This is a genomic window from Klebsiella sp. CN_Kp091, from assembly GCF_040065095.1.
Classification (GTDB): Bacteria; Pseudomonadota; Gammaproteobacteria; order Enterobacterales; family Enterobacteriaceae; genus Klebsiella; species Klebsiella aerogenes.
The window spans coordinates 126746-152761 of sequence record NZ_JBEAIO010000049.1 but is presented as its reverse complement, the minus strand read 5'-3'; the positions used below and the strand labels follow the sequence as shown (position 1 = coordinate 152761).

Below are 26016 nucleotides of genomic sequence, written 5' to 3'. Positions count from 1 at the left end.
AATGTTATGAAAAATTTCATCCTGAGGCGCATATTGCAAACGCTGCCGATGCTGCTGCTGGCCTCCTTTATCATTTTTATGCTCTTTGCTAAAACCCCCGGCGATTTTATCGATGGCAACATCACCCTGACGGCCGCCCGCGCCGCCGAACTGAAGGCGATATACGGCCTCGACCAACCGCTTTTCACCCGCTACCTTCACTGGCTGGGGCAACTGCTGCGCGGGGATTTAGGCTTCTCGCTGCAATACCAGATCCCGGTCAGCCAGTTACTGAACCAGTACATCTGGAACTCCTTCCTGCTGGCAAGCGTGGCGCTGGTCTTCTACTGGGGGATCGGCCTGACGGTTGGCGTGGTCTCCGCGCTCAGACCTAATTCATGGTTCGATCATCTGGTGAGTATCGCGGTGTTTGCCGCCATGTCCTTTCCCACCTTTTTCCTCTGCCTGCTGCTGATTAAGTGGTTTGCCGTCGACCTGCACTGGCTGCCGGTAGGCGGGATGACCAATACCGGTAGCGACGATAGCGGCTGGCGGTACGTGCTGCAGGTCGCCGCTCATCTGGTACTGCCGGTACTGGCGCTGGTAATGCTGCAGGCCGGCAGCCTGACGCGCTATTTTCGCGCCAGCATGCTTGACGTGGTGAAGATGGATTTCATTCGTACCGCCCGTGCTAAAGGGCTGCGAGAACGCACGGTTATTATGAAACACGCGCTACGCAATGCGTTACTGCCGGTCATCACCCTGCTTGGCTTCGAACTGCCGGGATTGTTCTCTGGCGCCATCATTACCGAGAAAGTATTTAACTGGCCGGGTGCCGGGCACATTCATATCGATTCGCTGGCCGCCCGCGATTATCCGGTACTGATGGGGTTTACCCTATTTCTGGCGGTACTGACGATCATCGGTAATTTACTGGCCGATGTGCTCTACGCGTGGGCCGATCCGCGCATTCGAGTGAGATAATGATGATAACTTCCCTATTTGGTCACCGTCGCCGCCTGCGCCAGGCGACAATCCCCGCGCTTGCGCAAATAACGCCCTCTCCATGGTATCAGGCCTGGCGCCAGCTACGCCGCAACCGGATGGCGATGCTGTGTTTAATCCTGCTTGTGGTGATGGCCCTGTGGTGCGTACTCGGGCCGATATGGTCGCCATGGAAAGATGACGCCACCGATGCGCTGATGATCAACAAGCCGCCAGGCGCCGAACACTGGTTGGGTACCGATTTTCTTGGCCGCGATATCTATACACGTTTGCTGCTGGCCGGGCGCATTTCACTGATAATCGGCCTGCTGACTATGCTGCTGTCGGTTACCCTTGGCTATCTACTGGGAGCGCTATCGGGCTATGTCGGCGGCGTCACCGATAAACTGATTATGCGTCTGGCCGACCTGGTGATGACGATACCCGGCCTGCCGTTGTTAATCGTTGCAGGCGCGATGCTCTCCGAGCTCGACTTTTCAGCGGATTCCCGCATCTGGATGGTGGTGATTATGCTCAGCCTGCTGGAGTGGCCGAAGCTGGCGCGGTTGGTACGCGGGCAGTGCCTGTCGCTACGCGAACGCGATTTTATGCTGGCGACGCAGGTACTGGGACTGTCGGCGCGTCGCCGGCTGTTCGGTCACCTGCTGCCCAATACCATCCCGATTCTGGTGGTAATGGCGACAATGGCGGTCGCTAACGCCATTCTGAGCGAATCGGCGCTGAGCTATCTCGGTCTCGGCGTAGTACCGCCGACGCCATCGTGGGGCAATATGATGGATGCCGCTAACAGCTTGATTGATTTTCAGCGGCGACCGTGGCTGTGGATGCCTCCGGGTATTGCCATCTTTATTACCGTGATTGCCATTAATGTGCTGGGCGACGGCCTGCGCGACGCGATGGACCCGAAAATGAAACAGAGGCTGAAATGAGCGCACCATTAATTTCTTTTAAGCAACTTTCTGTCTCTTTTGCTGCTGAAGGTAGCCGGGTACGCGCGGTACAGGAGATCTCTTTCTCGATTCAGGCCGGGCAAACGGTAGGTATCGTCGGTGAATCCGGCTGCGGCAAAAGCGTGACCGCCATGTCGCTAATGGGCTTATTGCCTCCCCATGCCGCGCGTATTGACGGCGGCGAGATCCTTTTCGAAGAACGCGATCTGCTCAAGCTGAAAGCCCGTCAAATGGCCGATCTGCGCGGTAACCAGTTGGCGATGATCTTCCAGGAGCCGATGTCGGCGCTCAACCCGGTACTGACCATAGGCGAACAGCTCTGCGAGCCGCTCATCCGCCATCTCGGCGACTCGCCGAAAGCCGCCTGGCAGCGCGCAATACGGCTGTTAAACGAGGTGGGGCTGGCACGCAGCGAAAGCCTGATGGCGAACTATCCGCACCAGCTTTCCGGCGGTATGCTGCAACGGGTGATGATCGCCATGGCGTTGAGCTGCGGGCCACAATTATTAATAGCAGATGAACCGACGACCGCGCTGGATGTCACCGTACAGGCGCAGATCCTGCGCCTGCTGCGCGACCGCGCGCGCGAAAGCCAGATGGCGATGCTGCTGATCACCCACGATCTGGGAGTGATCGCACAGATGGCCGAACGGGTAGTGGTGATGTATGCCGGGCGGATCGTCGAACAGGGAACCACCGCCGAGGTACTGCGCCAGCCCCAGCATCCCTATACCCGCGGGCTTATAGCCTCTCGCCCGGTGCCTGGCGCGCGGCGCCGGCGGCTGTACTCCATTCCCGGCCAGGTGCCGGATCTCGCGCAACTGCCTGCAGGCTGCGCGTTTGCCGACCGCTGCCAACAGGCAACCGCGCGCTGCCGTCAGGACACACCACCTCTTTTGGGGTCTTCTCACCAGGCGGCCTGTTTTTATAGTGAATTCGCGGAGTCGGTGGCATGAATCAGCCCTATATCATTGAAGTTAATGGTTTGAAAAAGTATTTCCCGCTGCGCGACGGCCTGTTCGGCCAACAGACCGGTGAACTGCGCGCGGTTGATGACGTCAGTTTTAATATCCGTCCGGGAACGATTTTCGGTCTCGTCGGAGAATCCGGTAGCGGCAAAACGACCGTTGGCCGTACCTTGCTTGGCCTGTATGACAAAACCGCCGGCAGCATTAAATTCCGCGGTCAGGAGTTATCCGAACTGCCAGCGGCCGCAATACAGGCCCTACGGCCAAAAATTCAGCTGGTGTTTCAGGATCCCTATAGCTCGCTAAACCCACGCATCCGCGTTGGCGAGGCGATTGGCGAAGCGATGTTGCAGCATAAACTGTGCACGCGCGCTGAACTCTATGAGAAAGTCATTGCGGTGATGAAGATATGCGGGCTGGCGCCTCAGCATTACCACCGTTTTCCGCATGAGTTTTCCGGCGGTCAGCGGCAGCGCATCGGCATCGCCCGCGCGCTTATCCTCAATCCGGACTTTATCGTCGCCGATGAACCCATTTCCGCACTCGATGTGTCGATTCAGGCGCAGATTATCAATCTGTTTGCCGACCTGCGCGACGAGCGTGGGGTCACCTTTCTATTCATCTCCCATGACCTTGGAGTTGTAGAGCATTTGTGCGACGACGTGGCGGTGATGTACCTCGGTCAACTGGTGGAAACCGCCAGCCGCGATGCGCTGTTTAGCCGCCCTCTTCATCCCTATACCCAGGCGCTGCTGGCCGCGGTACCCACACTCGATCCCGAAAGCGAACCGCAGGCGGTCGTTCAGGGGGAAATTCCCGACCCTTCCCGACCGCCTGCAGGCTGCCGTTTTTCGTCTCGCTGCCCGTTGGCAAACGACCGTTGCCGTCGCGAGCCGCCGCGTCTTCGCGAAATCGCGCCGGGGCACAAGGTCGCCTGTCATGAAATTGAGGCTGAATCACGCGTGGTTATCGCATAACAATAACGGCAATAAAATCATCGTTTAGCGGCAAATCTTGCCGCTATCATCTCTGACGTTGGCTGTATTCCTCCGAGGCTCCACTGTTCCGGCTCGTGTTCATCAATGCGGACCCACACGGACTGGCGGAATTGCGGGTCGCCCCGGCCTTCAATTTCCACCATGAGGTCAGTCATGCGACGCAGTAGTTCATTCTTCTGCTCAGCGGTCATGATCCCTTTAATCGTTTGCACATTAACAAAAGGCACAGTATTCTCCTGATTAACTGAGTCTATATTTCAAACTCAGGTTAGGAGATAACCTAAATCATGTCAAAAGATAATTCATCCCCCTACCTGCCCGCGGAACTTTGCGGCCTGGCGGAAAGCGCTAAAATTGTTGGCGATCAATGGATTTTATTGATTTTAAGAGAGGCGTTTTACGGCGTGACGCGTTTCGAAACGATTCGCGCTCATACCGGAATGAGCAAACAGACGTTAACTCAGCGTTTAAAATTGATGGTTGATGTGGGGCTACTACGCAAGCTCCCCTATCGCGAAGCAGGTGCGCGCGAGCGTTATGAATATACGCTCACCGAAAAGAGCCGCAGCCTGGCGCCGGTCCTTTTTGCCCTGATGGAATGGGGACATCAGCAACTCCTGCATACGTCGCCGCATATCCAGTTAGTCGATAAAACCACCGGTGCGCCGGTGTCTCTGGCCTACGTCAATGCCGCAGGGCAGCGTATTGCGCAGAGCGATGTTCAGATAGTAAAAGTCCAGGATTGACCCCTGCAACGCGCGGGCTGTTAGCCAGTAACAGGTCCCGTTTCCGGGACCTGTTTCGTGTAGGGAGGTTATTCCTCCAGCGCGTAGGCGATGATATCGTCACCGACGTCCGGTGAGTGGCTGGCGCCGCCGGCGGAAATCAGCACGTACTCTTTGCCGGTTTTCGGCGATTTGTAGACCAACGGCGCCGCTACCGCGCCAACCGGCAAGCGAGCGCGCCACAGCTCTTTACCGCTGGCGGAATCCAGCGCCCGCAGGTAGTTATCCTGGGTGCCGGCGAAGAACACCAGGCCAGAAGCGGTAGAGGTTGGGCCGCCAAGCGTCGGCATTCCCAGCGGGATATGCAGATGGGTTTTCATCCCCAGCGGCCCGGTATCTTCTACTGAGCCCATCGGCACCTGCCACAGGAGCTGACGGCTATTCAGGTCAATGGCGCTCATGGTACCAAACGGCGGGGTATTACAGGGCACGCCCAGCGCGGACTGCAGGATATCGATACGCACGCCGCCGTAAGGCCCGGCAACTTGCGGGCGAACGGTGCCCATAAAGCCAGGGACTTCGTCGGTGGAGACTTTGTATTTCGCCATCTCTTCCTTGCGCACCAGCGACATCCGCAACGGCATACGCATATCGTTGACGAACAGCGTACCGGTACGTTCATCGATAGTGATGCCGCCCCAGTTCATGCCGCCGAGCAGGCTTGGCCACTCGATATACGGTTTCTCCGACGGCGGCGTATACATGCCAAGGTAGGTCGACTCTTTAAAATCGATACGGCACATCAGTTGGTCGAACGGCGTCACGCCCCACATTGATTTTTCGCTCAGCGGCTCGACGCCTAACTGCGGCATGCCGGTGGAGAACGGCTGGGTGGCAGACAGATGTTCGCCCTCCGCCCCCTGATGAGCGACCGGCAGCTCTTCGACGCGGGTCACCGGTTTGCCGGTGCGGCGGTCGAGCACATATATCTGTCCGGTTTTGGTGGTCTGGATCAGAACCGGGACGTCCTCGCCCTGCTCGTTTTTCATGTGGAACAGTACCGGTTGCGATGGCAGGTCATAATCCCAGATATCGTGGTGAACGGTCTGGAAGACCCATTTTGTTTTACCGGTACTGGCATCCACCGCTACCACCGCGGAGCCATATTTCTCTTTCGCTTCATTCCGATCGCCGCCCCAGTAGTCCGGCGGCCCGTTACCGGTCGGCAGATAAACCAGATTCAGCTCTTTATCAAAGCCGGGAATGGTCCACACGTTCGGCGTTTCGAGGGTATAAACGCGGCCTTTTTCCGGGTCGGTGATATTCTCCGGCTTGCCGACATCCCAGGCCCAGACGACTTTACCATCGCGTACGTCAAATGCGCGTACGACCCCGGATGGCTCGCCGTGTACGATATCGCGTACCCAGCCGCCCAGCACCGCAATGTGCCCCATGATCACCGGCGTTGAAGTCGGATGGTAGCGTTTGCTGTTTTCGGTGTCGCCCATGCCCTGCTTCAGATCCACGCTGCCGTGGTCGCCGAAGTCATCGCACAGTTCGCCGGTTTTTGCATTCAGCGCCAGCAGGCGCGCATCCACGGTCGATACCATGATCCGCTGCGGACACTGTTGCAGCGCCGGGCTCGCTTTTTCTTCCGCGCTGAGCGTATCGTCGCTCTGCACATCATAGTAACCCACGCCGCGGCAGGTCACATGTTCCGCCGTCTGCGCGTGCGGGTCAAAGCGCCAGCGCGCCTTACCGGTATCGGCATCAATGGCGGTCACCACGTTGAGCGGCGTACAGGAATACAGCGTATCGCCAATTTGCAGCGGCGTATTTTCGTCAACGCCGATGGCCGGGCCGGTCAGGCGGCGGCCTGTGTGGTAGGTCCAGGCGACTTTCAGCTTATGTACGTTTTCCGGGGTAATATCGGTATACGGCGCAAAACGGGTGCCGGAGGCATCGCGGCCGAAGAACTCCCAGTTATCGCTTTTTGCCGCCTGCGTCGCGCTGTTGCCATTCGCTGCTTTCACGACGCCATTATGGATGCCGCCGTGCGGGTAGAACGCCGAAACCAGCGTCGCCAGCAGCGCAATAAAGATAACCGTGGCGCTCCAGTTCGCCAGACGCACGCGAGCCACCGGCATCGCCGCCGCCAGCCACAGAGCCAACATCAGCATGAGCGCAGGAACCACCAGACGAGGGATCAAGCCCCAGTAGCTGAGCTGCACTTCATACAGCGCCCAGGCCAGCGTGAACAGAAAGGTAAGAACAGCAAGAGGAAGCGCGTATTGACTACGAGTGAAGTAACCGACGGCGATGATGAGATAAGCGAGACCGGCTAACAGATACCAGGCGCTGCCGCCGAGCGAGAGCAGCTTGCCCCCCCAGATAGTTAAGAAAATCCCAATGCCAAAACTCAGTAACACAAAAAGCAATCGGTATATGGTGAAGAAGATCCTTCGACCATGACCTTTTTGTTCGTCCATATTTCATCCCATTCGACATATGTCGATATAACCAAAGCATTTATTTTAAAGCGCCGATCGATAAGCGATGCCGTACAGCGCAGTTAACCTGTTGGTTGGACGCCCCAAACCAGGGCGAAGAACGTAAGAAAGTATATGGACATGTAAATATTATGTAAAATTTAACCGCATAAAATGTTTAAAATCTTTTAATTTATAAACTGGATTTGATAGATGAGCAGGTTGTAAAGGAGAGCGGTGTTAGACGCAGACGCAAGGAAGGAGCTGGCATCAATCATGGCTTGCCGACCCGCCGCCCCCGGCGAATCGGCAATCCAGTATTATGGTTGGGTGGTGTTTTCACCGACGCTAATCTGCCGTAATGCAGCGATCAGTTCCAGCTGCGCCTGCTCTTTTAAATTTTCACGTTTAATGAACTGGCTGCGATGTTTACTTTTCACCTCTTCAAGACTTTTTTTAATCTCTTGCGCAGGTAATTTGTACCAACCGCGCCGCTGCTTCTCGCCGCCGATTTCTAACCACAACTCTGAGTAACTGGCTTTCACCTTGTCGCTCTTCACATGGTAGTCGCTGTCGATGGCGTAGATCTCGCGGATATTAAAGTGGCGCAAGAACCCGTACAGCAAAGTGATAATCAGGTTTTTTGGCCGCGTGCCATAGAGCTCTTTGGTCAACGCTTTCACTTCGTCGTTGCTAATGTCTTTACCGCCCTGAATACCGCCAATCCACGCGCTGCCCTGATCCGTACAGGAAAAACAGACGCTATACACGCGTTTATTTTCAAAGAACATCTGCAGCATCAGTTCCCCCTCTTCCTGGAACGGCGAGGCCAGAAGTTTCACTTCCAGGCTGGTTCCATTCTTCAGCGGGATGGCAATCATCGAACAACCGAACGCTGACACATTATACAACTGCGGTAATATTTCCGCCTGAAAGCTTTTTTCAATAAAATTCAAAGCGCCATGGGCAATATTCAGTTTAGCTCTTTTCGACATTCGCTTATTTAAATAAGCCTTGAAAGGCTTATCTTCAAAATGTACCAGTCCAGGCGTCGCACTGGTCAATTTTGCACAGCTGAATGTCTGGCAAAGCCGTTGATATTCTTTGTACTTACCTCCTGTTAAAGGTATTTCGCGGCATTTACGCAACACCTTTTTATATTTAAGTTTAACGTGACAAATGACTTTATTATTTCTCCGCCATTCTTTGATGGCAGATGCTGTTATCGATACCATTGATCAAGGTCCATAGACTCATCCATAATCGCGGCCATATTACCATATCTGAAACGGGTCAATGGTTATTTACTGGTTCGTTGTCATTTCATTTAAGAAACAATCTGAAAATTATCCTTTTATGCTCTCATTATAATAAACAAATAATGTCAACTATAAATAATAGCGGTTATTAACTCATGCTCCGCCGCTCCGCTATCTGAAACAAGCTGACGATTAACGCTCTGTGCGATAGCTTCGGCCGTGGGGTGCCACCCTCCATCGTTTTGACCTATACTCTGCCGACAGTCAAAACAGTAGCAAAGTGGGTAACTCATGGAAATTGATCTCGACAACCTGGTGTTTAGCGGCCTGGAAGAAGCGGAAGAACGTAACGCTGAACGCCTGGATGAAGCGGACAAAAAAGCACAGGCGATTGTTGCCGATGATGATTGCGGCGATGCCTGCAAAATCTGATGATTAAACCGGCTGAAGAGGCCGGTTTTTTTATCTGTAAACGACCTAAGCGGGCAAAAAACCCTTCAGCGTTTCCAGCAGCGCCTGCGCCGCTTTCGACAACTGCATATGTCCGGCGTGAATAACGCCAATACACTTTTCAATCGGCGGATCGCTTAATGGTAGACAAACCGCTCCCAGCGACTGCATCTGCGACTGGCATAACGCGGGCACCGCGCTGCCGCCCAGACCGCTGGCGACCATCCGCCCGACGGTGACCAACTGATGACTTTCCAGCGCCACGTCTAACTGGCTGCCGCTACGCGCCAGCTCTTCTTCCAACATCAAACGCACCGCCGACGGCCGCTGCAGGGTAATAAAATCCAGCGTCAGTAGTTCACGCCAGCTCAACTGCTTTTTGCTCGCCAAAGGCGACGTTTTTGGCACGATCGCCACAAAGCGATCCACCGCCAGCGGCGTAAACAACAGATTGTTGCCGGGCGATGGCTCAAACGCGATCCCCATCTCCACCCGGCCTTCGCGCACCATCTCAATGACCTGCTCATTAATCACGTCATGCACCGTGACGTTGACTCCCGCATAGCGGTCACGAAAGGCTTTAAGCACTTCCGGCAGCACGTTAGCGGCAAACGACGGCATGGCGGCAACGGAGATCTTTCCCCGTTGCAGGGTGAAACTTTGCCGCATCGCCTCTTCGGCATTATCCCAGTCCGCCAGCAGCTGGCGGGCCATCGGCAAAAAGGTCTCTCCCTCCTGGGTTAAGGTCACTTTGCGGGTGCTGCGTTGCAGCAATGCTCCGCCAAGCGCCTCTTCCAGCCCCTTAATGGTCAAACTCAGCGCCGGCTGCGACAGGTTCAGGCGCTCGCTGGCGTGGGCGAAATTAAGAGTGTGAGCTACCGCTAGAAACGCGCGTAACTGTTTGACACTCATTCTCATTTTTCTGCCTGTTAACTAATTGAAAGAATTTAGTTAACGATAAATTAATAAAAAAACCAAATGAGTGGGTCACAAATTCAAAATTATCAAATCAGTTCGCACCTTTAATGATAGAGCCATCGCAAGGCAGGAGAAAAATGATGGCAGGACTGGATAAGCGCGTCGCCAGCTATGAAGCGGCGTTGGACGGATTAACCGATGGTATGACGTTACTGGCCGGCGGCTTCGGCCTGTGCGGCATCCCGGAAAACTTAATCGCCGAGGTCAAACGCCGCCAGGTACAGGGGCTGACGGTCGTCTCTAATAACTGCGGCGTTGATGGCTTTGGTCTCGGCATGCTGCTGGAAACGCGCCAGGTACGCAAAGTCGTGGCCTCTTACGTTGGCGAAAACGCCCTCTTTGAACACCTGGTACTGAGCGGCGAGCTGGCGGTGGAACTGACCCCGCAAGGGACGCTTGCCGAGAAAATTCGCGCCGGCGGCGCCGGGATCCCCGGATTCTATACCGCGACCGGTTACGGCACGCCGGTGGCGGAAGGCAAAGAAGTGCGTCAGTTCGACGGTAAAAATTACATTCTCGAAGAAGCCATTCGCGGCGATTTCGCCCTTGTGAAGGGCTGGAAAGCCGACTGGTACGGCAACGTGGTCTACCACCATACCGCGCAAAATTTTAACCCGTTGATGGCCACCGCCGGACGCATCACGGTAGTGGAAGTCGAAGAAATCGTCGCGCCGGGCGAACTCCCCCCTTCCGCTATCCACACGCCCGGTATTTATGTCGACCGGCTGATCGTCGGGCAATTCGAAAAACGTATTGAACAGCGCACGCTGCGCGCCGGAGGGAACTGAACATGTTAACTCGCGAACAAATGGCGATGCGCGTCGCCCAGGAACTGCGCGACGGCGATTATGTCAATCTCGGTATCGGCATTCCCACGCTGGTCGCAAACTATATTCCCGCCGGTATTGAAGTGATGCTGCAGTCGGAAAACGGCCTGTTGGGGATGGGCGAATTTCCCGATGAGTCAACGCTTGATGCCGACATGATTAACGCCGGTAAGCAGACCGTTACCGCACAAATCGGGGCTGCTATCTTTGACTCCGCCCAGTCCTTCGCCATGATCCGCGGCGGCCACGTCGATCTCACGGTCCTTGGCGCTTTTGAAGTCGATGTCGCGGGTAATATCGCCTCGTGGATGATCCCAGGAAAAATGGTGAAAGGCATGGGCGGCGCCATGGATCTGGTGGCGGGCGCGCAAAACATCATCGTGGTGATGACTCACGCCTCGAAAAACGGCGAATCCAAGCTGCTGGCGCAGTGCACCCTGCCGCTCACCGGCGCGGGCTGTATTCGCCGGGTACTGACCGATCTCGCGCTGCTGGAAATTAGCGACGGCGCCTTTGTTCTGCGCGAATACGCCCCCGGCGTCAGCATTGACGAAATTGCCCATAAAACGGCTGGACGGCTGGTCATTGCCGATGACGTCCGCGAAATGCGCTTCAACTAAGGAGACAATATGAAAGAAGTCGCTATCGTCTGCGCGCTACGTACGCCAATCGGCAGTTTTCGCGGCGCCTTATCTTCCCTTTCCGCCGTCGAGCTTGGCGCCGCCGTAGTGCGTGGTTTGCTTGAACGCACACAGCTACCGGCCAGCTCCGTTGACGAACTGATTTTTGGCCAGGTATTAACTGCCGGCTGCGGACAGAATCCAGCGCGACAAACCGCGCTGCGCGCCGGGCTACCGGTTGAAACTCCGGCCGTTACCATCAATCTGGTTTGCGGTTCCGGGCTGAAAGCCGTGCAACAGGCAGTACAAGCCATTCGCAGCGGCGAGGCGGAGATCGCGATCGCCGGCGGCCAGGAGAGCATGAGCAATGCTCCGTATCTGGTTCAGGGGGCGCGCGATGGCCTGCGTTTCGGCCATGCCAGTATGCAGGACAGTATGATTCAGGACGGATTATGGGATGCGTTTAACGACTATCACATGGGCATCACCGCCGAGAATCTCGCCGACGCCTTTGACATCTCCCGCCCCCAGCAGGATGCCTTCGCCGCCCTTTCGCAGCGCAAAGCCGCCGCCGCGATAGCCGCCGGGCGCTTTCAGGCTGAGATAGTGCCGCTTAGCGTCCCTCAGGGTAAAAAAGCGCCGCGCATGGTGGACGCAGACGAACAGCCGCGCCCGGAAACCAGCGAACAACAGCTCGCGCAGTTACGCCCGGCCTTCCGCACGGAAGATGGCAGCGTCACCGCGGGCAATGCCTCTTCGCTCAACGATGGCGCGGCGGCAGTGGTATTGATGAGCGTCGATAAAGCGCGGCAGCTTGGGTTGCCGGTGCTGGCGCGAATAGTCAGCTCTGCGGTGGCCGGCGTCGATCCGTCCGTGATGGGTATCGGCCCGGTAAGCGCTTGCAGGAAGGCGCTGCAACGCGCCGGTTGGTCGCTGGACGAGGTGGATCTCATCGAAGCCAACGAGGCCTTTGCCGTGCAGGCGCTGGCCGTTGGCAAATTGCTGGAGTGGGACAGCCAGAAAGTCAACGTCAACGGCGGCGCTATCGCGCTCGGCCACCCGATTGGCGCCTCAGGATGTCGCATTCTGGTTAGTCTGCTGCACGAGATGCAGCGCCGCGATGTCAACAAAGGCCTGGCGACGCTTTGCGTCGGCGGTGGTCAGGGTATCGCGATGACCATAGAACGTTAACAGGAGCCACTATGTTTACACCACAACTGGCGGTACTGGGCGCTGGCCTGATGGGCGTCGGCATCGCCTGCCATTTTGCCCGCCACGGCCACGCCGTACGCCTCTACGACACCGACCCGGCGCGCATTAGCGAGATCGAGAGCGTCGCCGCCGCCATTTTGCGCGAGCTCGAAGAGTGCGGGCAGTTTGACGCCGCTCAGCGTGCGTCGGTGCTCTCGCTCCTCTCCGGCACCACGGCATTAGGCGATCTTGCTGACGCGACCTTGCTGATCGAAGCGATTCCGGAACGTCTGGCGCTCAAGCACGCCTTATACCGCGAACTGGAAACGCTGATCGCCGACGAAGCCATCATCGCCAGCAACACCAGCGGACTACCGCCGGATCGGCTGGCGCAGGGTATGCGGCATCCGGAGCGCTTGTTAATCGCCCACTTCTGGCATCCGCCGCATTTTATCCCGCTGGTGGAAGTGGTGCCGGGTAGCGCTACCGTGGCGCATCTCGCCAACCAGGTCAGCGACTTTTTATCCTCCTGCGCGCTGGAAGCGGTGGTACTCAACCGCGCCGCGCCGGGGTTTGTCGGCAACCGACTACAGTTCGCCCTGCTGCGCGAAGCGCTGCATATCGTCAAGAGCGGCATCGCTTCGCCGGAAGTGGTCGACAAAGTGATGCGCGCCTCGCTCGGCCGCCGTTACGCGATGGTCGGCCCGCTGGAAGCCGCGGATATGACCGGTCTGGCGACGGTTCAGGATATCTGCCAGCACCTGCTGCCGGAACTGGCCACGGGCAGCGACATGATGTCGCTGGTCGCCGACAAAGTCGCGCAAGGCGATACCGGCTCCCGCGGTGGGCAAGGTTTTTATCGCTGGGATGAGACCCGGCAGAAACGAATACAGTCGCGCCGCGAACATCAGCTGCGCTATGCCCTGAAACCGTAACTTCTCGTTTTGTACCCCGACAATAACAATGATAGTGAGGAGTCGTAATGAGTGTGTTGATCGCCCTGGCCGCGCTGGCATTACTGATGCTGGCTGCGTATCGTGGATACAGCGTTATCCTGTTTGCCCCTATCGCCGCGCTTGGCGCGGTTCTGCTCACCGACCCGAGCGCGGTAGGCCCGACCTTTACCGGCCTGTTTATGGAAAAAATGGTCGGATTCGTGAAGCTCTATTTTCCGGTATTTCTGCTCGGCGCCGTCTTTGGCAAGCTGATTGAACTATCGGGCTTCTCGCGCTCCATCGTCGCCGCCGCGATTCAGATTCTCGGGCGGCGACATGCGATCCCGGTGATTGTGCTGGTTTGCGCCCTGCTGACCTACGGCGGCGTTTCGCTGTTCGTGGTGGCTTTTGCGGTCTATCCCTTTGCCGCCGAACTGTTTCGCCAAAGCGGTATCCCGAAGCGGCTGATCCCGGCAACCGTCGCGCTGGGCGCGTTCTCATTCACCATGGATGCCCTGCCGGGCACCCCGCAGATCCAGAACATTATCCCCACCAGCTTTTTTGGCACCAACGCCTGGGCGGCCCCCTGGCTTGGGTTGATAGGTTCACTGTTTATCATCACCTTCGGTTTACTGTGGCTGGAACGACAGCGGCGTAAAGCGCTCGCGAATGGCGAGGGTTACGGTACCGATCTGCAAAACGAGCCGCAGACGCCGGATAACATCAATCTGCCGCATCCGCTGATCGCCATTGCCCCGCTGCTGCTGGTCGGCGTGCTGAACCTGCTGTTTACCCGCTGGATCCCGCACTGGTACGGGACCAGCCACGAGCTGACGCTACCCGGGCTGGCTAAGCCCATCGTCACCGAGGTCGGTAAAATCACCGCTATCTGGGCCGTCGAGGCCGCGCTGCTCTCCGGCATCGTCGTGGTACTGGTGTTCGGTTTTCGTAATATTCGCGGCCGTCTGGCGGAAGGCAGCCGTACGGCGGTCGGTGGGGCAATACTCGCGGCGATGAACACCGCCTCGGAATATGGTTTCGGCGCGGTAATCGCCGCCCTGCCGGGTTTTCTGGTGTTGTCGAAAGCCCTGACCGCTATTCCCAATCCCCTGTTAAACGAGGCAATTAGCGTCACCGTGCTGGCGGGGATCACCGGCTCCGCCTCCGGCGGAATGAGCATCGCGCTGGCGGCAATGTCCGATACTTTCGTCGCCGCCGCGCATGCCGCCAATATCCCGCTTGAGGTACTGCACCGCGTCGCGTCAATGGCCAGCGGCGGCATGGATACCCTGCCGCATAACGGCGCCGTCATCACGCTGCTGGCAATCACCGGCTTAAGCCATCGCCAGGCTTACGGCGGCATTTTCGCCATCACGCTCATCAAAAGCCTCGCGGTTCTGTTTGTCATTGCCGTGTTCTATTTAACCGGTATTGTCTGATGCCTGATTTAAGGAGTAACGAAATGAATTTGAACGGTAAAACGGCGCTGGTCACCGGCTCCACCAGCGGTATTGGTTTAGGCATTGCCAAAGTGCTGGCGCAGGCCGGCGCGCAGCTGGTGTTGAATGGTTTTGGCGACAGCACGAGCGCGCGAGCCGAGGTTGCCGCGCTGGGTAAAATTCCCGGCTATCACGATGCCGACCTGCGTGACGTCGGGCAAATTGAAGCGATGATGCGTTATACCGAAAGCGAATTTGGCGGCGTCGATATTGTGATTAATAACGCCGGTATCCAGCATGTGGCGCCGGTGGAGCAGTTCGCGGTGGAAAAGTGGAACGATATTCTGGCGATAAATCTGTCCAGCGTCTTCCACACCAGCCGCCTGGCGCTGCCGGGCATGCGCGAGCGCAACTGGGGGCGGATTATTAATATTGCCTCCGTGCATGGGTTAGTCGCCTCGAAAGAGAAATCCGCCTACGTCGCCGCCAAGCATGGGGTGATTGGCTTTAGCAAAACGCTGGCGTTGGAGACCGCGCGTACCGGTATAACCTGCAACGCGATTTGCCCCGGCTGGGTGCTGACGCCGCTGGTTCAGCAGCAGATCGATAAACGTATCGCAGAGGGGGCCGACCCGGAGCAGGCCAGAGCGCAGCTGCTTGCTGAAAAACAACCTTCCGGAGAATTCGTGACGCCTCAGCAACTGGGTGAAATGGCGCTATTTTTATGCAGCGACGCCGCCGCGCAGGTGCGCGGCGCGGCGTGGAATATGGATGGCGGCTGGGTGGCGCAGTAACGGGTAACCCAACGGAGAAAAGATCAGCGTATCTCCGTTGGGTCGCGCTATGCGTCCCGGGAATTAGAACATCTCTAAAAATCGCTTCACCGTACGCGAGCGCTCGAAGCGACGCCAGGCGATGGCAATATCGGTCTTGACCGGCGTCCCCTGTATCGATTGATAGCTGACGTTGGGCAGCGCGATGCAGGTCATCGACTGCGGCACCAGCGCGAAACCAAATCCGGCGTTAACCATACTCAGCGACGATGAAATCTGCGACGACTGCCTGGCGCGGTTCATATCGATACCGGCGCGCAGGCAGCTATTGAACACCAGCTCATACAAGCCCGGCGCCACTTCGCGCGGGAAGAGGATCGGCGCGACGTCCCGCAACTGTTCCAGCGCCAGCGTCGGTTCCGCTGACAATGGATTATCGCGCGGGAGCGCAATGACCATTGGCTCTTCATCAATGATACGCAAGTTAAACGCCTTACTGCTTTCACACGGCAAACGGACAAAGGCGATATCGATCTCCGCCTCGCTCAGCGCCGCCATCAAATTCGCCATGTTGCCCTCCCGTTGATGGAGGACGACGCCTGGGTGATCGAGCTGAAAACGGTGCAGCAAGGTGAAGATTTGCGGATGGAAAGCATCAGAACTTGTAATGCCTAATGACAAGCTGCCGTTCATTCCGCGAGCAATGCCCTTGGCCTTTTCCAGCGCCGCATCGCTCAGCGCGAGGATTTGGCAGGCATCCTCATAAAAGGACTCCCCGGCTTCGGTCAGCTCCACCCCGCGGGTTAGCCGACGCAACAGCGGAGTACCAACCTCACGCTCAAGTCGCTGAATTTGCTGACTTAACGGTGGCTGTGAGATACCCAGTTCTTTCGCTGCCCGGGTGAAGTGCCGCGTGCGGGCGACGGCGACAAAATAGCGTAGATAACGAAGTTCCATATCGAAAACGTCTCAAACCAGCATGGTTTCTATATTGGAACTGTGAGCTGAATCGGGTCAACCTTTATTTAACCTTTCTTATATTTGTTGAACGAGGAAGTGGCTCATGAATCATGCTTCAGATTGCACCTGCGAAGAGAGTCTGTGTGAAACGCTACGCGCGTTTTCCGCCCAGCATCCCGATAGCGTGCTATATCAAACTTCGCTGATGAGCGCCCTGCTCAGCGGCGTCTACGAAGGTACCACCACCATTGCGGACCTGCTGAAGCACGGCGATTTCGGCCTCGGCACCTTTAATGAACTCGACGGCGAGCTGATCGCGTTTAGCAGCCAGGTGTATCAACTGCGTGCCGACGGCAGCGCGCGTAAAGCGCGGCCGGAACAGAAAACGCCGTTTGCTGTGATGACCTGGTTCCAGCCGCAGTACCGTAAAACCTTTGACCATCCGGTCAGCCGCCAGCAACTGCATGAGGTTATTGACCAGCAAATTCCTTCCGACAATCTGTTCTGCGCGCTGCGAATCGATGGTCATTTCCGCCACGCCCATACCCGCACCGTGCCTCGTCAGACGCCGCCCTACCGGGCGATGACCGACGTGCTCGACGATCAGCCGGTTTTCCGCTTTAACCAGCGTGACGGCGTACTGGTCGGTTTTCGTACCCCGCAGCATATGCAGGGCATAAACGTCGCCGGCTATCACGAACACTTCATCACCGATGACCGCCAGGGCGGCGGCCACCTGCTGGACTACCAGCTCGACCGTGGGGTATTGACCTTCGGCGAAATTCATAAGCTGATGATCGACCTTCCCGCCGACAGCGCGTTCCTGCAGGCCAATCTGCATCCCGATAATCTCGATGCCGCCATCCGTTCAGTAGAAAGTTAGGAGGTTCACATGGACAAACAGTATCCGCTGCGCCAGTGGGCGCACGGCGCCGATCTGGTCGTCAGCCAACTGGAAGCGCAAGGCGTACGCCAGGTCTTCGGGATCCCCGGCGCTAAAATCGATAAGGTTTTCGACTCGTTACTGGACTCCTCAATCCGCATTATTCCGGTGCGCCACGAGGCCAACGCCGCCTTTATGGCCGCCGCGGTCGGGCGCATTACCGGCAAAGCGGGCGTCGCGCTGGTGACCTCCGGACCCGGTTGTTCCAACTTGATAACCGGGATGGCCACCGCTAACAGTGAAGGTGACCCGGTGGTGGCGCTGGGCGGCGCGGTCAAACGCGCCGATAAAGCCAAACAGGTACACCAGAGTATGGACACGGTGGCGATGTTCAGCCCGGTCACCAAATACGCCGTAGAAGTGACCTCGCCGGATGCGCTGGCCGAGGTGGTTTCCAATGCCTTTCGCGCCGCCGAGCAGGGTCGCCCGGGCAGCGCCTTCGTCAGCCTGCCGCAGGATATCGTCGATGGCCCGGCGACCGGCAAAGTGCTGCCCGCCAGCAGCGCGCCGCAGATGGGCGCCGCGCCTGACGAGGCAATCAATCAGGTTGCGAAGTTGATTACCCAGGCGAAGAATCCGGTGTTCCTGCTTGGATTAATGGCCAGCCAGACGGAAAACAGCGCCGCGCTGCATCGTTTGCTGGAAACCAGCCATATTCCGGTCACCAGCACCTATCAGGCCGCCGGAGCGGTCAATCAGGATAACTTCTCGCGCTTCGCCGGGCGCGTTGGGCTGTTTAACAATCAGGCCGGTGACCGCTTATTGCAACTGGCCGACCTGGTTATCTGCATCGGCTATAGCCCGGTGGAATACGAGCCGGCGATGTGGAACAGCGGCAACGCGACGCTGGTACACATCGACGTGCTGCCCGCCTATGAAGAGCGTAACTACACGCCGGATGTCGAGCTGGTGGGCGATATCGCCGGCACGCTGAACAAGCTGGCGCAAAATATCGATCATCGGCTGGTGCTCTCGCCGCAGGCCGCTGAAATCCTCCACGACCGCCAGCATCAGCGCGAACTGCTCGATCGCCGCGGGGCGCAGTTGAATCAGTTTGCTCTGCACCCGCTGCGCATCGTCCGCGCCATGCAGGATATCGTGAATAGCGACGTCACGCTGACGGTCGATATGGGGAGCTTTCATATTTGGATCGCCCGCTATCTCTACAGCTTCCGAGCCCGTCAGGTGATGATCTCCAACGGTCAGCAGACCATGGGCGTCGCCCTACCGTGGGCCATCGGGGCCTGGCTGGTCAATCCGCAGCGCAAAGTGGTCTCGGTCTCCGGCGATGGCGGTTTTCTGCAATCCAGTATGGAGCTGGAAACGGCGGTCCGCCTGAAAGCCAACATCCTGCATCTTATCTGGGTCGATAACGGCTACAACATGGTCGCTATCCAGGAAGAGAAAAAATATCAACGCCTGTCCGGCGTCGAGTTCGGACCAATGGATTTTAAAGCCTATGCCGAATCCTTCGGCGCGAAAGGGTTTGCGGTGGAAAGCGCTGATGCGCTGGAGCCAACGCTACGCGCGGCGATGGATGTCGACGGCCCGGCGGTGGTCGCCATCCCCGTAGATTACCGCGATAACCCGCTGCTGATGGGCCAGCTACATCTGAGTCAGATTCTTTAAGTCATCACAAAAGGAAATGGAAATGAAAAAAGTCGCACTTGTCACCGGTGCCGGTCAGGGCATTGGTAAAGCTATCGCGTTACGCCTCGTGAAGGACGGTTTTGCCGTGGCGATCGCCGATTACAATGACGTTACGGCAAAAGCCGTGGCGGATGAAATCAATCAGCACGGTGGGCGAGCAATCGCGGTCAAAGTCGATGTTTCCGACCGCGAGCAGGTGTTTGCCGCCGTCGAACAGGCGCGCAAAACGCTGGGCGGATTCAACGTCATCGTCAACAACGCCGGGGTTGCGCCATCAACGCCTATCGAATCCATTACGCCGGAGATTGTCGACAAAGTCTACAACATCAACGTTAAAGGGGTGATCTGGGGGATTCAGGCGGCAGTCGATGCCTTTAAAAAAGAGGGTCACGGCGGCAAAATCATCAACGCCTGTTCCCAGGCCGGTCACGTCGGCAACCCGGAACTGGCGGTCTACAGCTCGAGCAAATTCGCCGTACGCGGTTTAACGCAAACCGCCGCCCGCGACCTGGCGCCGCTGGGTATTACCGTCAACGGCTACTGCCCGGGGATTGTGAAAACGCCGATGTGGGCCGAGATCGATCGTCAGGTCTCCGAAGCGGCCGGAAAACCTCTGGGCTATGGCACCGCCGAATTCGCCAAACGCATCACCCTCGGCCGCCTGTCGGAACCAGAAGATGTCGCCGCCTGCGTCTCTTACCTTGCCAGCCCGGATTCCGATTATATGACCGGTCAATCGCTGCTGATCGATGGCGGCATGGTGTTCAATTAATAAAAAATAAGCTCTGACATGGTTTGCCCCTGCCTGTTCGCAGGGGCTTTTTTTCGTCTGTTACGGCGTTATTTTGCCGGATGGCGGCTGCGCCTTATCCGGCCTACCGTTCGCGCGGTCACTGCCATTTGTAGCCCCGGTAAGCGACAGCGCGACCGGGGAGCAGTGCAAAAGCAAATATTTACCGCGCCTGCTGCTGCGCCTGCGCCAGCTGGCGGGCAATCGCCTCACGGCGGGCATCGCCCTCCGGCAACAACATCAGCAGTTGCTGTAGCGCCGCTACCGCCTGCGGATAGTCTTCATTGCGGACCGCGCTGAGCGCCAGCATCTCCAGCACCGGCAGGTTTTTCGGCTGCCGCTGATGCAGCTCGCGCAGCAACAGCTCGCCCATCCGCATCTGCGCGTTATCGCCCGCCCGCACCAGCGCGCTGGCATAATCAAAGCCTGCCGCCGGGTCAGCCGGGGCCAGCTTATGCGCCCGTCCAAAAGCGCCGATCGCCGTCTCGCCATCGTTTAGCAGCAGGCCGAGCCGCCCAAGCAGTTGCCAGCCGGCGAGATCGTCAGGGCTATCCTGCAGATGGCTGCGCAGCCCAAGCCTCAGTTGAGCCAACTCATCCATCCGCAGCGGCGCAGCGGTCGGATCCTTCGCCTGCGCCAGCAGCGCGGGATAATGACGCTCGCTTTGTCGCCACAGCAGCACCTGACCCACATCGCTGGTTTTCAGATAGAGCCCGCCGCTGACGAAGACCAACAATAGCGCCCCCGGTAGCAGCAACCAGCGGCTAAGCGGCCGAACGCGCGTTGGTTCCTGCGGCGAGATATCCGCCAGCAACGTACGTTGCAGCTCGACAATCATCTCCTCATTACCGTCAGTACGCTCCTGCTCAAGTTCGCGCAGTCGGGACTGGTACAGCGAGCGGTTTATGTCATTGCGATCCACTGCTGTTTTCTGTTGCCGCGACCGGCGGTAACGCGGATCGAGCATGCAGCAGAGCCCTCCCAGCGCCATCAGTACGCCGCCGTACCAGATCCAGCGCACGAACGGTTTGTAGTACAGACGCACCGCCCAACTGCCATCATCCAGCTCTTCTCCCAGCGCGGCGTAAAGATCGCGGGTAAACCCGCCGCTGATGGCCGCTTCGGTCATCATCATCCGGCTGGCGGTGTAAAAGCGTTTTTCGGCATACAGCGTGGCTTCCGGGCGACCGTTCCGGCTGACGGCAATCACCCCCTCGCCGCCGCTCCAGTTCGGCCCGACGATATTACGCACGCCCTTGAAGACGAAGTGATAACGATGAATATCGAGGCTGTCGCCAGCCCGCATGCGGACATCGCGCTCGATGCTATAGTTCTGGCTGAAGGTGATGCCAATGACGGTTACCGCCACGCCAACATGGCCGAGCGCCATGCCCCACTGGCTGCGGGTTAAGGTACGCAGGCCGCGCCAGAAGCCGTGGCGATGCGTGGCCCGTTCATGGACTTCAATCAGCGCGAAGATAAGCACCCACAGCGCCATCATCAGGCCGATAACCGCCATCGCGGTGATGCGGTCCTGAAGAAGCCATGGTAAGACCAGAGAAAGTGACAACGTCACCAGAAGCGATATCGCCAGTCGTTTAAGCTGTTTACGTGGCTCATCGCGGCGCCAACGAATCAGCGGCCCTAGCCCCAGCAGCAGCGCAAACGGCGCCATCAGCGCGGTGAACATGGTATTGAAGAACGGTTCGCCGATCGATATCGTCCCCAGCCCCAACGCTTTATGCACCAACGGCAGCAGCGTGCCTAACAGCACCACCAGCATCGCAGCCATCAGCAGAATATTGTTGCCAAGCAGGAACGACTCGCGCGACCAGAGCGTATGTTCCACTCGCGCCCGCACTCGCCCGCCTTTCACCGCATACAGCAGCAGCGAGCCGCCAATCGCGAGGGTCAACAAAGCCAGTATAAACATCCCGCGCGCCGGATCGGAGGCAAAGGAGTGCACCGATACCAGCACGCCAGATCGCACAAGGAAAGTCCCCAACAGGCATAGCGAAAACGCAGCCAGCGCCAGCAGCACGGTCCAGGCGCGGAAGCTGCCGCGCTTTTCGGTTACCGCCAGTGAATGCAGCAACGCGGTGCCAACCAGCCACGGCATAAACGAGGCATTTTCCACCGGGTCCCAGAACCACCAGCCGCCCCAGCCCAGTTCGTAATAGGCCCACGCCGAGCCCAGCACGATCCCAAGTGTCAGGAACATCCACGCCGCCTGCGTCCACGGGCGCGACCACCGCGCCCACGCGGTATCCAGCCGTCCCGCCAGCAGTGACGCAATCGCGAAGGCGAAGGCCACCGAGAAGCCAACGTAGCCCATGTAGAGGATCGGTGGATGAAAAATCATCCCAATATCCTGCAGCATAGGATTGAGATCGCGGCCATCTACGGGATACAGCGGCAGGCTGCGGCTGAACGGATTGGAGGTGAACAGGATAAATAGCAGGAAACCGAAGGCGATCATCCCCATCACCGCCAGCACCCGCGCTACCGCGTCGGGCGGCATCTGGCGACTGAAGATCGCGACGGCGAACGTCCACACGCTGAGCAGCAGCACCCACAGCAGCAAAGAGCCTTCGTGCGCTCCCCAGGTAGCCGCCACCCGGTACCACACCGGCAGCGCGCTGTTGGAGTTTTCCGCCACGTAGCGGATGGTGAAGTCATTGATTACAAAGGCATGCACCAGCAGCGCAAACGCGCCGATGATGCAGATAAACAGCGCACAGGCCAGCGGCCGGGCTAATGCCATCAGCCATCGTTCCTGACGCGCCGCGCCCCATAGCGGAAAGATACTTAGCAGCAGCGCCAGCCCCGCCGCCAGACACAGCAGGTAGTTGCCCAGTTCCGGCATCATGGCTGTGTCCCCTGTTGTTCAGGTGTCATCACGTTTTTTACCTCAGGCGGGGCGAATCCAGTGCCCCGCCCCGGCCCAGTTACTCTGCAGCAGCCGGCAGTTTCGAGACGTCGGCGTTACCTAACGCCTTCTCGTCGCGAATCATCGACTTATCTTTTCGTACTTTCGCCACATCGCTGGCGCTCACCGGCGGCGCGTTGTTGCCCCAACTGGTGCGGATGAAGTTGACCACATCCGCAACCTGTTGATCGTCAAGACGCCAGCCGAATGACGGCATAGTCAGGTTCGAGACCGCATCCTTCACCGCCGGCGTGGTGTTGCCGGTCAGAATGATGTGAATCAGCGAGGTCGCATCTTCGGTCTGTACCACCGGGTTGCCTTTCAACGACGGGAAAGCGCGTTTATAACCGACGCCGTCGGTACGGTGGCAGGCAGCGCAGTTATCGACGTACAGCGCCGCGCCGGTTTTGCTGTCATCGCCTTTCCACAGATCTTTCGCCACGCTATCTTCCACCGGAGCTGGCGTCTGTTTACCGCCGCGCGGCGGTAACGACTTCAGATAGCGGGCAATAGCGGTGATATCGTCATTGGAGAGATACTGCAGGCTGTGCTCAACCACGTCGCTCATGCCGCCGAAGACCACGGATTTATCATTGCGCCCGGTTTTCAGGAACTCGGCCAGTTCAGCTTCGCTCCAGCTTCCCAGCCCGTCGCGATTTTCACCGCGCAGGCTGGATGCCACCCAACCGTCAATCGGCGCATTGCTACCCGCCAGGTAGTTATCACCTTCGCTTTCGCTAAGCGCTTTTTCCTGCATCGTCAGGCTACGCGGGGTGTGGCAGGCGCCGCAGTGGCCAAGCCCTTCCACCAGGTAACGGCCGCGCTCCAGTACCGGGTCCACCTGCGGATTGGCGACAAAGTCGCTCGGGGACGGAGCGAAGATGCCGCGCCAGAACGCCAGCGGCCAGCGCATCGACAGCGGCCACGGAATGTCCGTGTCTTTGTTGGCGACGTTAACCGGCTCCACGCCGTGCATAAAGTAGGCGTACATGGCGCGCATATCCGCTTCGTTGATACGGGCGAAGGAAGGATACGGCATCGCCGGATAGAGCGTTGAGCCGTCTTTACGCACGCCTTTACGCACCGCATCGTCAAACTCTTCGAAGGTATAACCGCCAATACCATGCGCTTTGTCCGGCGTGATGTTGGTGGAATAAATGGTGCCGATCGGCGTTTCCATCGGCAGACCACCGGCAAAAGGTTTGCCCTCTTTACCGTTGGTGTGGCAGGCCACGCAGTCGCCGGCACGCGCCAGATATTCGCCCTGCTTAATCAGATTACTGTCCGCAGGCGCCTCTTCGGCGAACGCCGCGCAGCTTAACGCACCGAGAACCAGTGCCGATAACCATTGCATTTTCATGATTTGCTTTCCCTTATGCCTGCACCAATGGACCCGGATTTCTCAGGTACTGTTCGCGGATAGCCTTCGCCGACCAGTAGGCCAGCGCAGCAACGGTCCCCGTCGGGTTGTAGCCCAGCCCCTGCGGGAAAGCGGAAGCGCCGATGACGAAGACGTTATGCACGTCCCAGCTCTGCAGATAACGGTTCACCGCGCTGGTTTTCGGATCTTCGCCCATCACCGCGCCGCCGTTCATATGGGTGGTCTGGTAGCTGGTGGTGTCAAAGTGGCTATTGGCGTTTTTCGGGCTGCCGAGCATATATTTCGGCTTCATCGCTTTGGCGATCGGCGCCATCTTATCGAACATAAACTGCGCCATCTTGATGTCGTTTTCCTGCCAGTCGAAGGTCATGCGCAGCAGCGGCTGACCAAAGACGTTTTTGTAGTTCGGATCGAGATCGAGATAGTTCTGGCGATAGGACTGATGCGCGCCGTGGGCATCCATCGACAGGTGGTGGGTGTAGGTGTCGGCCACCGCCGATTTCCATTTACTGCCCCACGCCGGGGTACCCGGAGGCACCGGCACGCCGGAGATCGGTTTAGTCCCCGCCTGGTTGACCCAGAACGGCGAACCGCCGACGAAGCCCGCCGCGCCGTGATCGAAGTTATCGGCGTTGAAGTCATCGACGCCGACGCCGTTGCCGCCCGCGCCGATGAACGGGTTGGTGAAGGTATCTTTATCGAAAATAGCCTTGATAGTGGTCATGTTCTGATAGGCGAAGTTACGCCCGACCACCCCTTCGCCCGTCTCAGGATTGTACGGTTTACCGATCCCGGAAAGCAGCATCAGATGCACGTTATGGAACTGGAAGGCGCCGATAATCACCAGATCCGCCGGCTGTTCCATTTCACGGCCCTGACCGTCGACATAGGTCACACCGGTGGCGCGGGATTTATCGTCGGTCAGATTGACCTTCAGCACGTTGGCGTTGGTACGCAGTTCAAAGCGTTTTTCCTGGCGCAGCGCCGGCAGGATGTTCACGTTCGGCGAGGCTTTCGAATACATGTAGCAGGCGTAGCCGCTGCAGAAACCGCAGAAGTTACACGGCCCCATCTGCGCGCCATACGGGTTGGTATAGGAGTCGGAGGTGTTTGCGGAAGGCAGGTTATAGGGATGATAGCCCACTTCCAGCGCCGCTTTTTCAAACAGCTGCGCCGACCAGGTATTTTTCTGCGCCGGCAGCGGGAAATCGTCCGAGCGATCCGGCGCGAAGGCGTTACCGCCGCGGCCTTTACCGACAACCTTCCCTTTAACCGACCAGGCGGTACCGGAGGTGCCAAAGACTTTTTCCGCTTTATCGAAGAACGGTTCCAGTTCGTCGTAGGTGACGCCGAAATCCTGGATGATCATATCCTGGGGAATGAAGTTTTTGCCGTAACGCTCTTCATAATGGCTGCGCATACGAAGTTCGATCGGATCGACGCGGAAATGCACGCCGGACCAGTGCAGACCCGCGCCGCCAACGCCGGTCCCCGGCAGGAAGGCGGCCAGTTGGCGATAGGGTACCGCCTGCTGGCTGGTGTTGTGACGAATCGTCACCGTGCTTTTAGAGAGATCCTGGAACAGCTTGCGGCGGATGTTATAGGTCAGCTCATCGATAACCTGCGGATAAGCGCCGTCCGGCCAGGTATCGCGCATCGGGCCGCGCTCCAGCGCGACGACGTTGAGCCCCGCTTCCGTCAGCTCTTTGGCCATAATCGCGCCAACCCAGCCGAAGCCAACGATCGCTACATCGGTTTTTTTCAATACGGTCGCCAT

The 26016-nt window shown here is 58.0% G+C and carries 23 protein-coding genes; 15 read left to right on the top strand and 8 right to left on the bottom strand.

Annotation, left to right across the window (positions count from 1 at the left end):
* Positions 1–6 precede the first annotated feature (6 nt).
* From ABLV17_RS21270 to ABLV17_RS21255, 4 genes are read left to right on the top strand one after another with little or no spacing between them, the layout of a single operon-like run.
* Positions 7–963, top strand: coding sequence for an ABC transporter permease (locus tag ABLV17_RS21270; protein WP_271031829.1), 957 nt, complete (start codon positions 7–9; stop codon positions 961–963).
* A 2-nt stretch (positions 964–965) separates the two neighbouring features.
* Complete coding sequence (gene opp4C / locus ABLV17_RS21265; protein WP_183269029.1) at positions 966–1913, top strand: oligopeptide ABC transporter permease; 948 nt, start codon at positions 966–968, stop codon at positions 1911–1913.
* Positions 1910–2890 carry an ABC transporter ATP-binding protein gene (locus tag ABLV17_RS21260; RefSeq protein ID WP_348854602.1) on the top strand — a complete coding sequence of 327 codons (981 nt, stop codon included), beginning with the start codon at positions 1910–1912 and terminating at the stop codon, positions 2888–2890. Before opp4C ends, ABLV17_RS21260 begins: the two co-directional genes overlap by 4 nt.
* The gene (locus ABLV17_RS21255; RefSeq protein ID WP_113375028.1) at positions 2887–3879 is read left to right on the top strand and encodes an oligopeptide/dipeptide ABC transporter ATP-binding protein; all 993 of its coding nucleotides are present in this window, start codon (positions 2887–2889) and stop codon (positions 3877–3879) included. The genes ABLV17_RS21260 and ABLV17_RS21255 overlap by 4 nt, the downstream gene beginning before the upstream one ends.
* 17 nt (positions 3880–3896) lie before the next feature.
* Here ABLV17_RS21255 and ABLV17_RS21250 read toward each other — a convergent pair whose 3' ends face one another.
* Positions 3897–4127: a tautomerase family protein gene (locus tag ABLV17_RS21250; protein ID WP_113375027.1), complete on the bottom strand. Its 231-nt coding sequence runs from the start codon at positions 4125–4127 to the stop codon at positions 3897–3899.
* 60 nt (positions 4128–4187) lie between these two features.
* On the opposite strand from ABLV17_RS21250, the gene ABLV17_RS21245 reads away from it, so the two are divergent.
* Positions 4188–4646 carry a helix-turn-helix domain-containing protein gene (locus tag ABLV17_RS21245; RefSeq protein WP_087857856.1) on the top strand — a complete coding sequence of 153 codons (459 nt, stop codon included), beginning with the start codon at positions 4188–4190 and terminating at the stop codon, positions 4644–4646.
* 68 nt (positions 4647–4714) lie between these two features.
* Here ABLV17_RS21245 and ABLV17_RS21240 read toward each other — a convergent pair whose 3' ends face one another.
* On the bottom strand, positions 4715–7114 hold the full coding sequence (locus tag ABLV17_RS21240; protein ID WP_308958420.1) for a membrane-bound PQQ-dependent dehydrogenase, glucose/quinate/shikimate family: 2400 nt from the start codon (positions 7112–7114) through the stop codon (positions 4715–4717).
* Positions 7115–7434: 320 nt separating this feature from the next.
* Entirely contained in the window at positions 7435–8349 is a 915-nt protein-coding gene (locus ABLV17_RS21235) for a DUF535 family protein (protein ID WP_087857858.1), read from the bottom strand.
* Positions 8350–8664: 315 nt separating this feature from the next.
* On the opposite strand from ABLV17_RS21235, the gene ABLV17_RS21230 reads away from it, so the two are divergent.
* On the top strand, positions 8665–8805 hold the full coding sequence (locus ABLV17_RS21230; protein ID WP_015705194.1) for a hypothetical protein: 141 nt from the start codon (positions 8665–8667) through the stop codon (positions 8803–8805).
* A 45-nt stretch (positions 8806–8850) separates the two neighbouring features.
* Here ABLV17_RS21230 and ABLV17_RS21225 read toward each other — a convergent pair whose 3' ends face one another.
* Entirely contained in the window at positions 8851–9741 is an 891-nt protein-coding gene (locus tag ABLV17_RS21225; protein WP_020079025.1) for a LysR family transcriptional regulator, read from the bottom strand.
* A gap of 140 nt (positions 9742–9881) precedes the next feature.
* Between ABLV17_RS21225 and ABLV17_RS21220 the strand changes: the two genes are divergently transcribed.
* Genes ABLV17_RS21220 through ABLV17_RS21195 form a run of 6 tightly spaced genes read left to right on the top strand, consistent with a single transcriptional unit; the run spans position 9882 to position 15607 of the window.
* The gene (locus ABLV17_RS21220) at positions 9882–10589 is read left to right on the top strand and encodes a CoA transferase subunit A (RefSeq protein ID WP_308958426.1); all 708 of its coding nucleotides are present in this window, start codon (positions 9882–9884) and stop codon (positions 10587–10589) included.
* 2 nt (positions 10590–10591) lie between these two features.
* Positions 10592–11248: a CoA transferase subunit B gene (locus tag ABLV17_RS21215; RefSeq protein WP_087857861.1), complete on the top strand. Its 657-nt coding sequence runs from the start codon at positions 10592–10594 to the stop codon at positions 11246–11248.
* Positions 11249–11257: 9 nt separating this feature from the next.
* Positions 11258–12439 carry an acetyl-CoA C-acetyltransferase gene (locus ABLV17_RS21210; RefSeq protein ID WP_308958419.1) on the top strand — a complete coding sequence of 394 codons (1182 nt, stop codon included), beginning with the start codon at positions 11258–11260 and terminating at the stop codon, positions 12437–12439.
* Between the two features lie 11 nt (positions 12440–12450).
* Positions 12451–13374: a 3-hydroxyacyl-CoA dehydrogenase family protein gene (locus tag ABLV17_RS21205; RefSeq protein WP_308958418.1), complete on the top strand. Its 924-nt coding sequence runs from the start codon at positions 12451–12453 to the stop codon at positions 13372–13374.
* 47 nt (positions 13375–13421) lie between these two features.
* A complete protein-coding gene (locus ABLV17_RS21200) occupies positions 13422–14813 on the top strand; it encodes a GntP family permease (RefSeq protein WP_308958417.1) in 1392 nt (463 codons plus the stop codon).
* A gap of 23 nt (positions 14814–14836) precedes the next feature.
* Complete coding sequence (locus ABLV17_RS21195; protein ID WP_015366937.1) at positions 14837–15607, top strand: 3-hydroxybutyrate dehydrogenase; 771 nt, start codon at positions 14837–14839, stop codon at positions 15605–15607.
* A 63-nt stretch (positions 15608–15670) separates the two neighbouring features.
* Here ABLV17_RS21195 and ABLV17_RS21190 read toward each other — a convergent pair whose 3' ends face one another.
* Complete coding sequence (locus ABLV17_RS21190) at positions 15671–16543, bottom strand: LysR family transcriptional regulator (protein ID WP_048228686.1); 873 nt, start codon at positions 16541–16543, stop codon at positions 15671–15673.
* Between the two features lie 106 nt (positions 16544–16649).
* On the opposite strand from ABLV17_RS21190, the gene budA reads away from it, so the two are divergent.
* From budA to ABLV17_RS21175, 3 genes are read left to right on the top strand one after another with little or no spacing between them, the layout of a single operon-like run.
* On the top strand, positions 16650–17429 hold the full coding sequence (gene budA / locus ABLV17_RS21185) for an acetolactate decarboxylase (protein ID WP_015366940.1): 780 nt from the start codon (positions 16650–16652) through the stop codon (positions 17427–17429).
* A gap of 9 nt (positions 17430–17438) precedes the next feature.
* Positions 17439–19118, top strand: a complete 1680-nt coding sequence (alsS, locus tag ABLV17_RS21180) for an acetolactate synthase AlsS (RefSeq protein WP_308958416.1) — start codon at positions 17439–17441, stop codon at positions 19116–19118.
* A gap of 22 nt (positions 19119–19140) precedes the next feature.
* Positions 19141–19911, top strand: coding sequence for a (S)-acetoin forming diacetyl reductase (locus ABLV17_RS21175; RefSeq protein WP_087857867.1), 771 nt, complete (start codon positions 19141–19143; stop codon positions 19909–19911).
* Positions 19912–20092: 181 nt separating this feature from the next.
* On the opposite strand, the gene ccmI is transcribed toward ABLV17_RS21175, so the two are convergent.
* The 3 genes from ccmI to ABLV17_RS21160 form a co-directional block, all read right to left on the bottom strand.
* A complete protein-coding gene (gene ccmI, locus ABLV17_RS21170) occupies positions 20093–22798 on the bottom strand; it encodes a c-type cytochrome biogenesis protein CcmI (RefSeq protein ID WP_308958415.1) in 2706 nt (901 codons plus the stop codon).
* Between the two features lie 79 nt (positions 22799–22877).
* Positions 22878–24221, bottom strand: a complete 1344-nt coding sequence (locus tag ABLV17_RS21165; protein WP_164513135.1) for a cytochrome c — start codon at positions 24219–24221, stop codon at positions 22878–22880.
* A 10-nt stretch (positions 24222–24231) separates the two neighbouring features.
* Positions 24232–26016 carry a GMC family oxidoreductase gene (locus ABLV17_RS21160; protein WP_015366945.1) on the bottom strand — a complete coding sequence of 595 codons (1785 nt, stop codon included), beginning with the start codon at positions 26014–26016 and terminating at the stop codon, positions 24232–24234.

Coding starts and splice junctions, on each gene's coding strand:
- ABLV17_RS21270 (WP_271031829.1), top strand. CDS start 7: ATGAAAAATTTCATCCTGAGGCGCATATTGCAAACGCTGCCGATGCTG.
- opp4C (WP_183269029.1), top strand. CDS start 966: ATGATAACTTCCCTATTTGGTCACCGTCGCCGCCTGCGCCAGGCGACA.
- ABLV17_RS21260 (WP_348854602.1), top strand. CDS start 1,910: ATGAGCGCACCATTAATTTCTTTTAAGCAACTTTCTGTCTCTTTTGCT.
- ABLV17_RS21255 (WP_113375028.1), top strand. CDS start 2,887: ATGAATCAGCCCTATATCATTGAAGTTAATGGTTTGAAAAAGTATTTC.
- ABLV17_RS21245 (WP_087857856.1), top strand. CDS start 4,188: ATGTCAAAAGATAATTCATCCCCCTACCTGCCCGCGGAACTTTGCGGC.
- ABLV17_RS21240 (WP_308958420.1), bottom strand. CDS start 7,114: ATGGACGAACAAAAAGGTCATGGTCGAAGGATCTTCTTCACCATATAC.
- ABLV17_RS21235 (WP_087857858.1), bottom strand. CDS start 8,349: ATGGTATCGATAACAGCATCTGCCATCAAAGAATGGCGGAGAAATAAT.
- ABLV17_RS21230 (WP_015705194.1), top strand. CDS start 8,665: ATGGAAATTGATCTCGACAACCTGGTGTTTAGCGGCCTGGAAGAAGCG.
- ABLV17_RS21225 (WP_020079025.1), bottom strand. CDS start 9,741: ATGAGAATGAGTGTCAAACAGTTACGCGCGTTTCTAGCGGTAGCTCAC.
- ABLV17_RS21220 (WP_308958426.1), top strand. CDS start 9,882: ATGGCAGGACTGGATAAGCGCGTCGCCAGCTATGAAGCGGCGTTGGAC.
- ABLV17_RS21215 (WP_087857861.1), top strand. CDS start 10,592: ATGTTAACTCGCGAACAAATGGCGATGCGCGTCGCCCAGGAACTGCGC.
- ABLV17_RS21210 (WP_308958419.1), top strand. CDS start 11,258: ATGAAAGAAGTCGCTATCGTCTGCGCGCTACGTACGCCAATCGGCAGT.
- ABLV17_RS21205 (WP_308958418.1), top strand. CDS start 12,451: ATGTTTACACCACAACTGGCGGTACTGGGCGCTGGCCTGATGGGCGTC.
- ABLV17_RS21200 (WP_308958417.1), top strand. CDS start 13,422: ATGAGTGTGTTGATCGCCCTGGCCGCGCTGGCATTACTGATGCTGGCT.
- ABLV17_RS21195 (WP_015366937.1), top strand. CDS start 14,837: ATGAATTTGAACGGTAAAACGGCGCTGGTCACCGGCTCCACCAGCGGT.
- ABLV17_RS21190 (WP_048228686.1), bottom strand. CDS start 16,543: ATGGAACTTCGTTATCTACGCTATTTTGTCGCCGTCGCCCGCACGCGG.
- budA (WP_015366940.1), top strand. CDS start 16,650: ATGAATCATGCTTCAGATTGCACCTGCGAAGAGAGTCTGTGTGAAACG.
- alsS (WP_308958416.1), top strand. CDS start 17,439: ATGGACAAACAGTATCCGCTGCGCCAGTGGGCGCACGGCGCCGATCTG.
- ABLV17_RS21175 (WP_087857867.1), top strand. CDS start 19,141: ATGAAAAAAGTCGCACTTGTCACCGGTGCCGGTCAGGGCATTGGTAAA.
- ccmI (WP_308958415.1), bottom strand. CDS start 22,798: ATGATGCCGGAACTGGGCAACTACCTGCTGTGTCTGGCGGCGGGGCTG.
- ABLV17_RS21160 (WP_015366945.1), bottom strand. CDS start 26,016: ATGGCGACCGTATTGAAAAAAACCGATGTAGCGATCGTTGGCTTCGGC.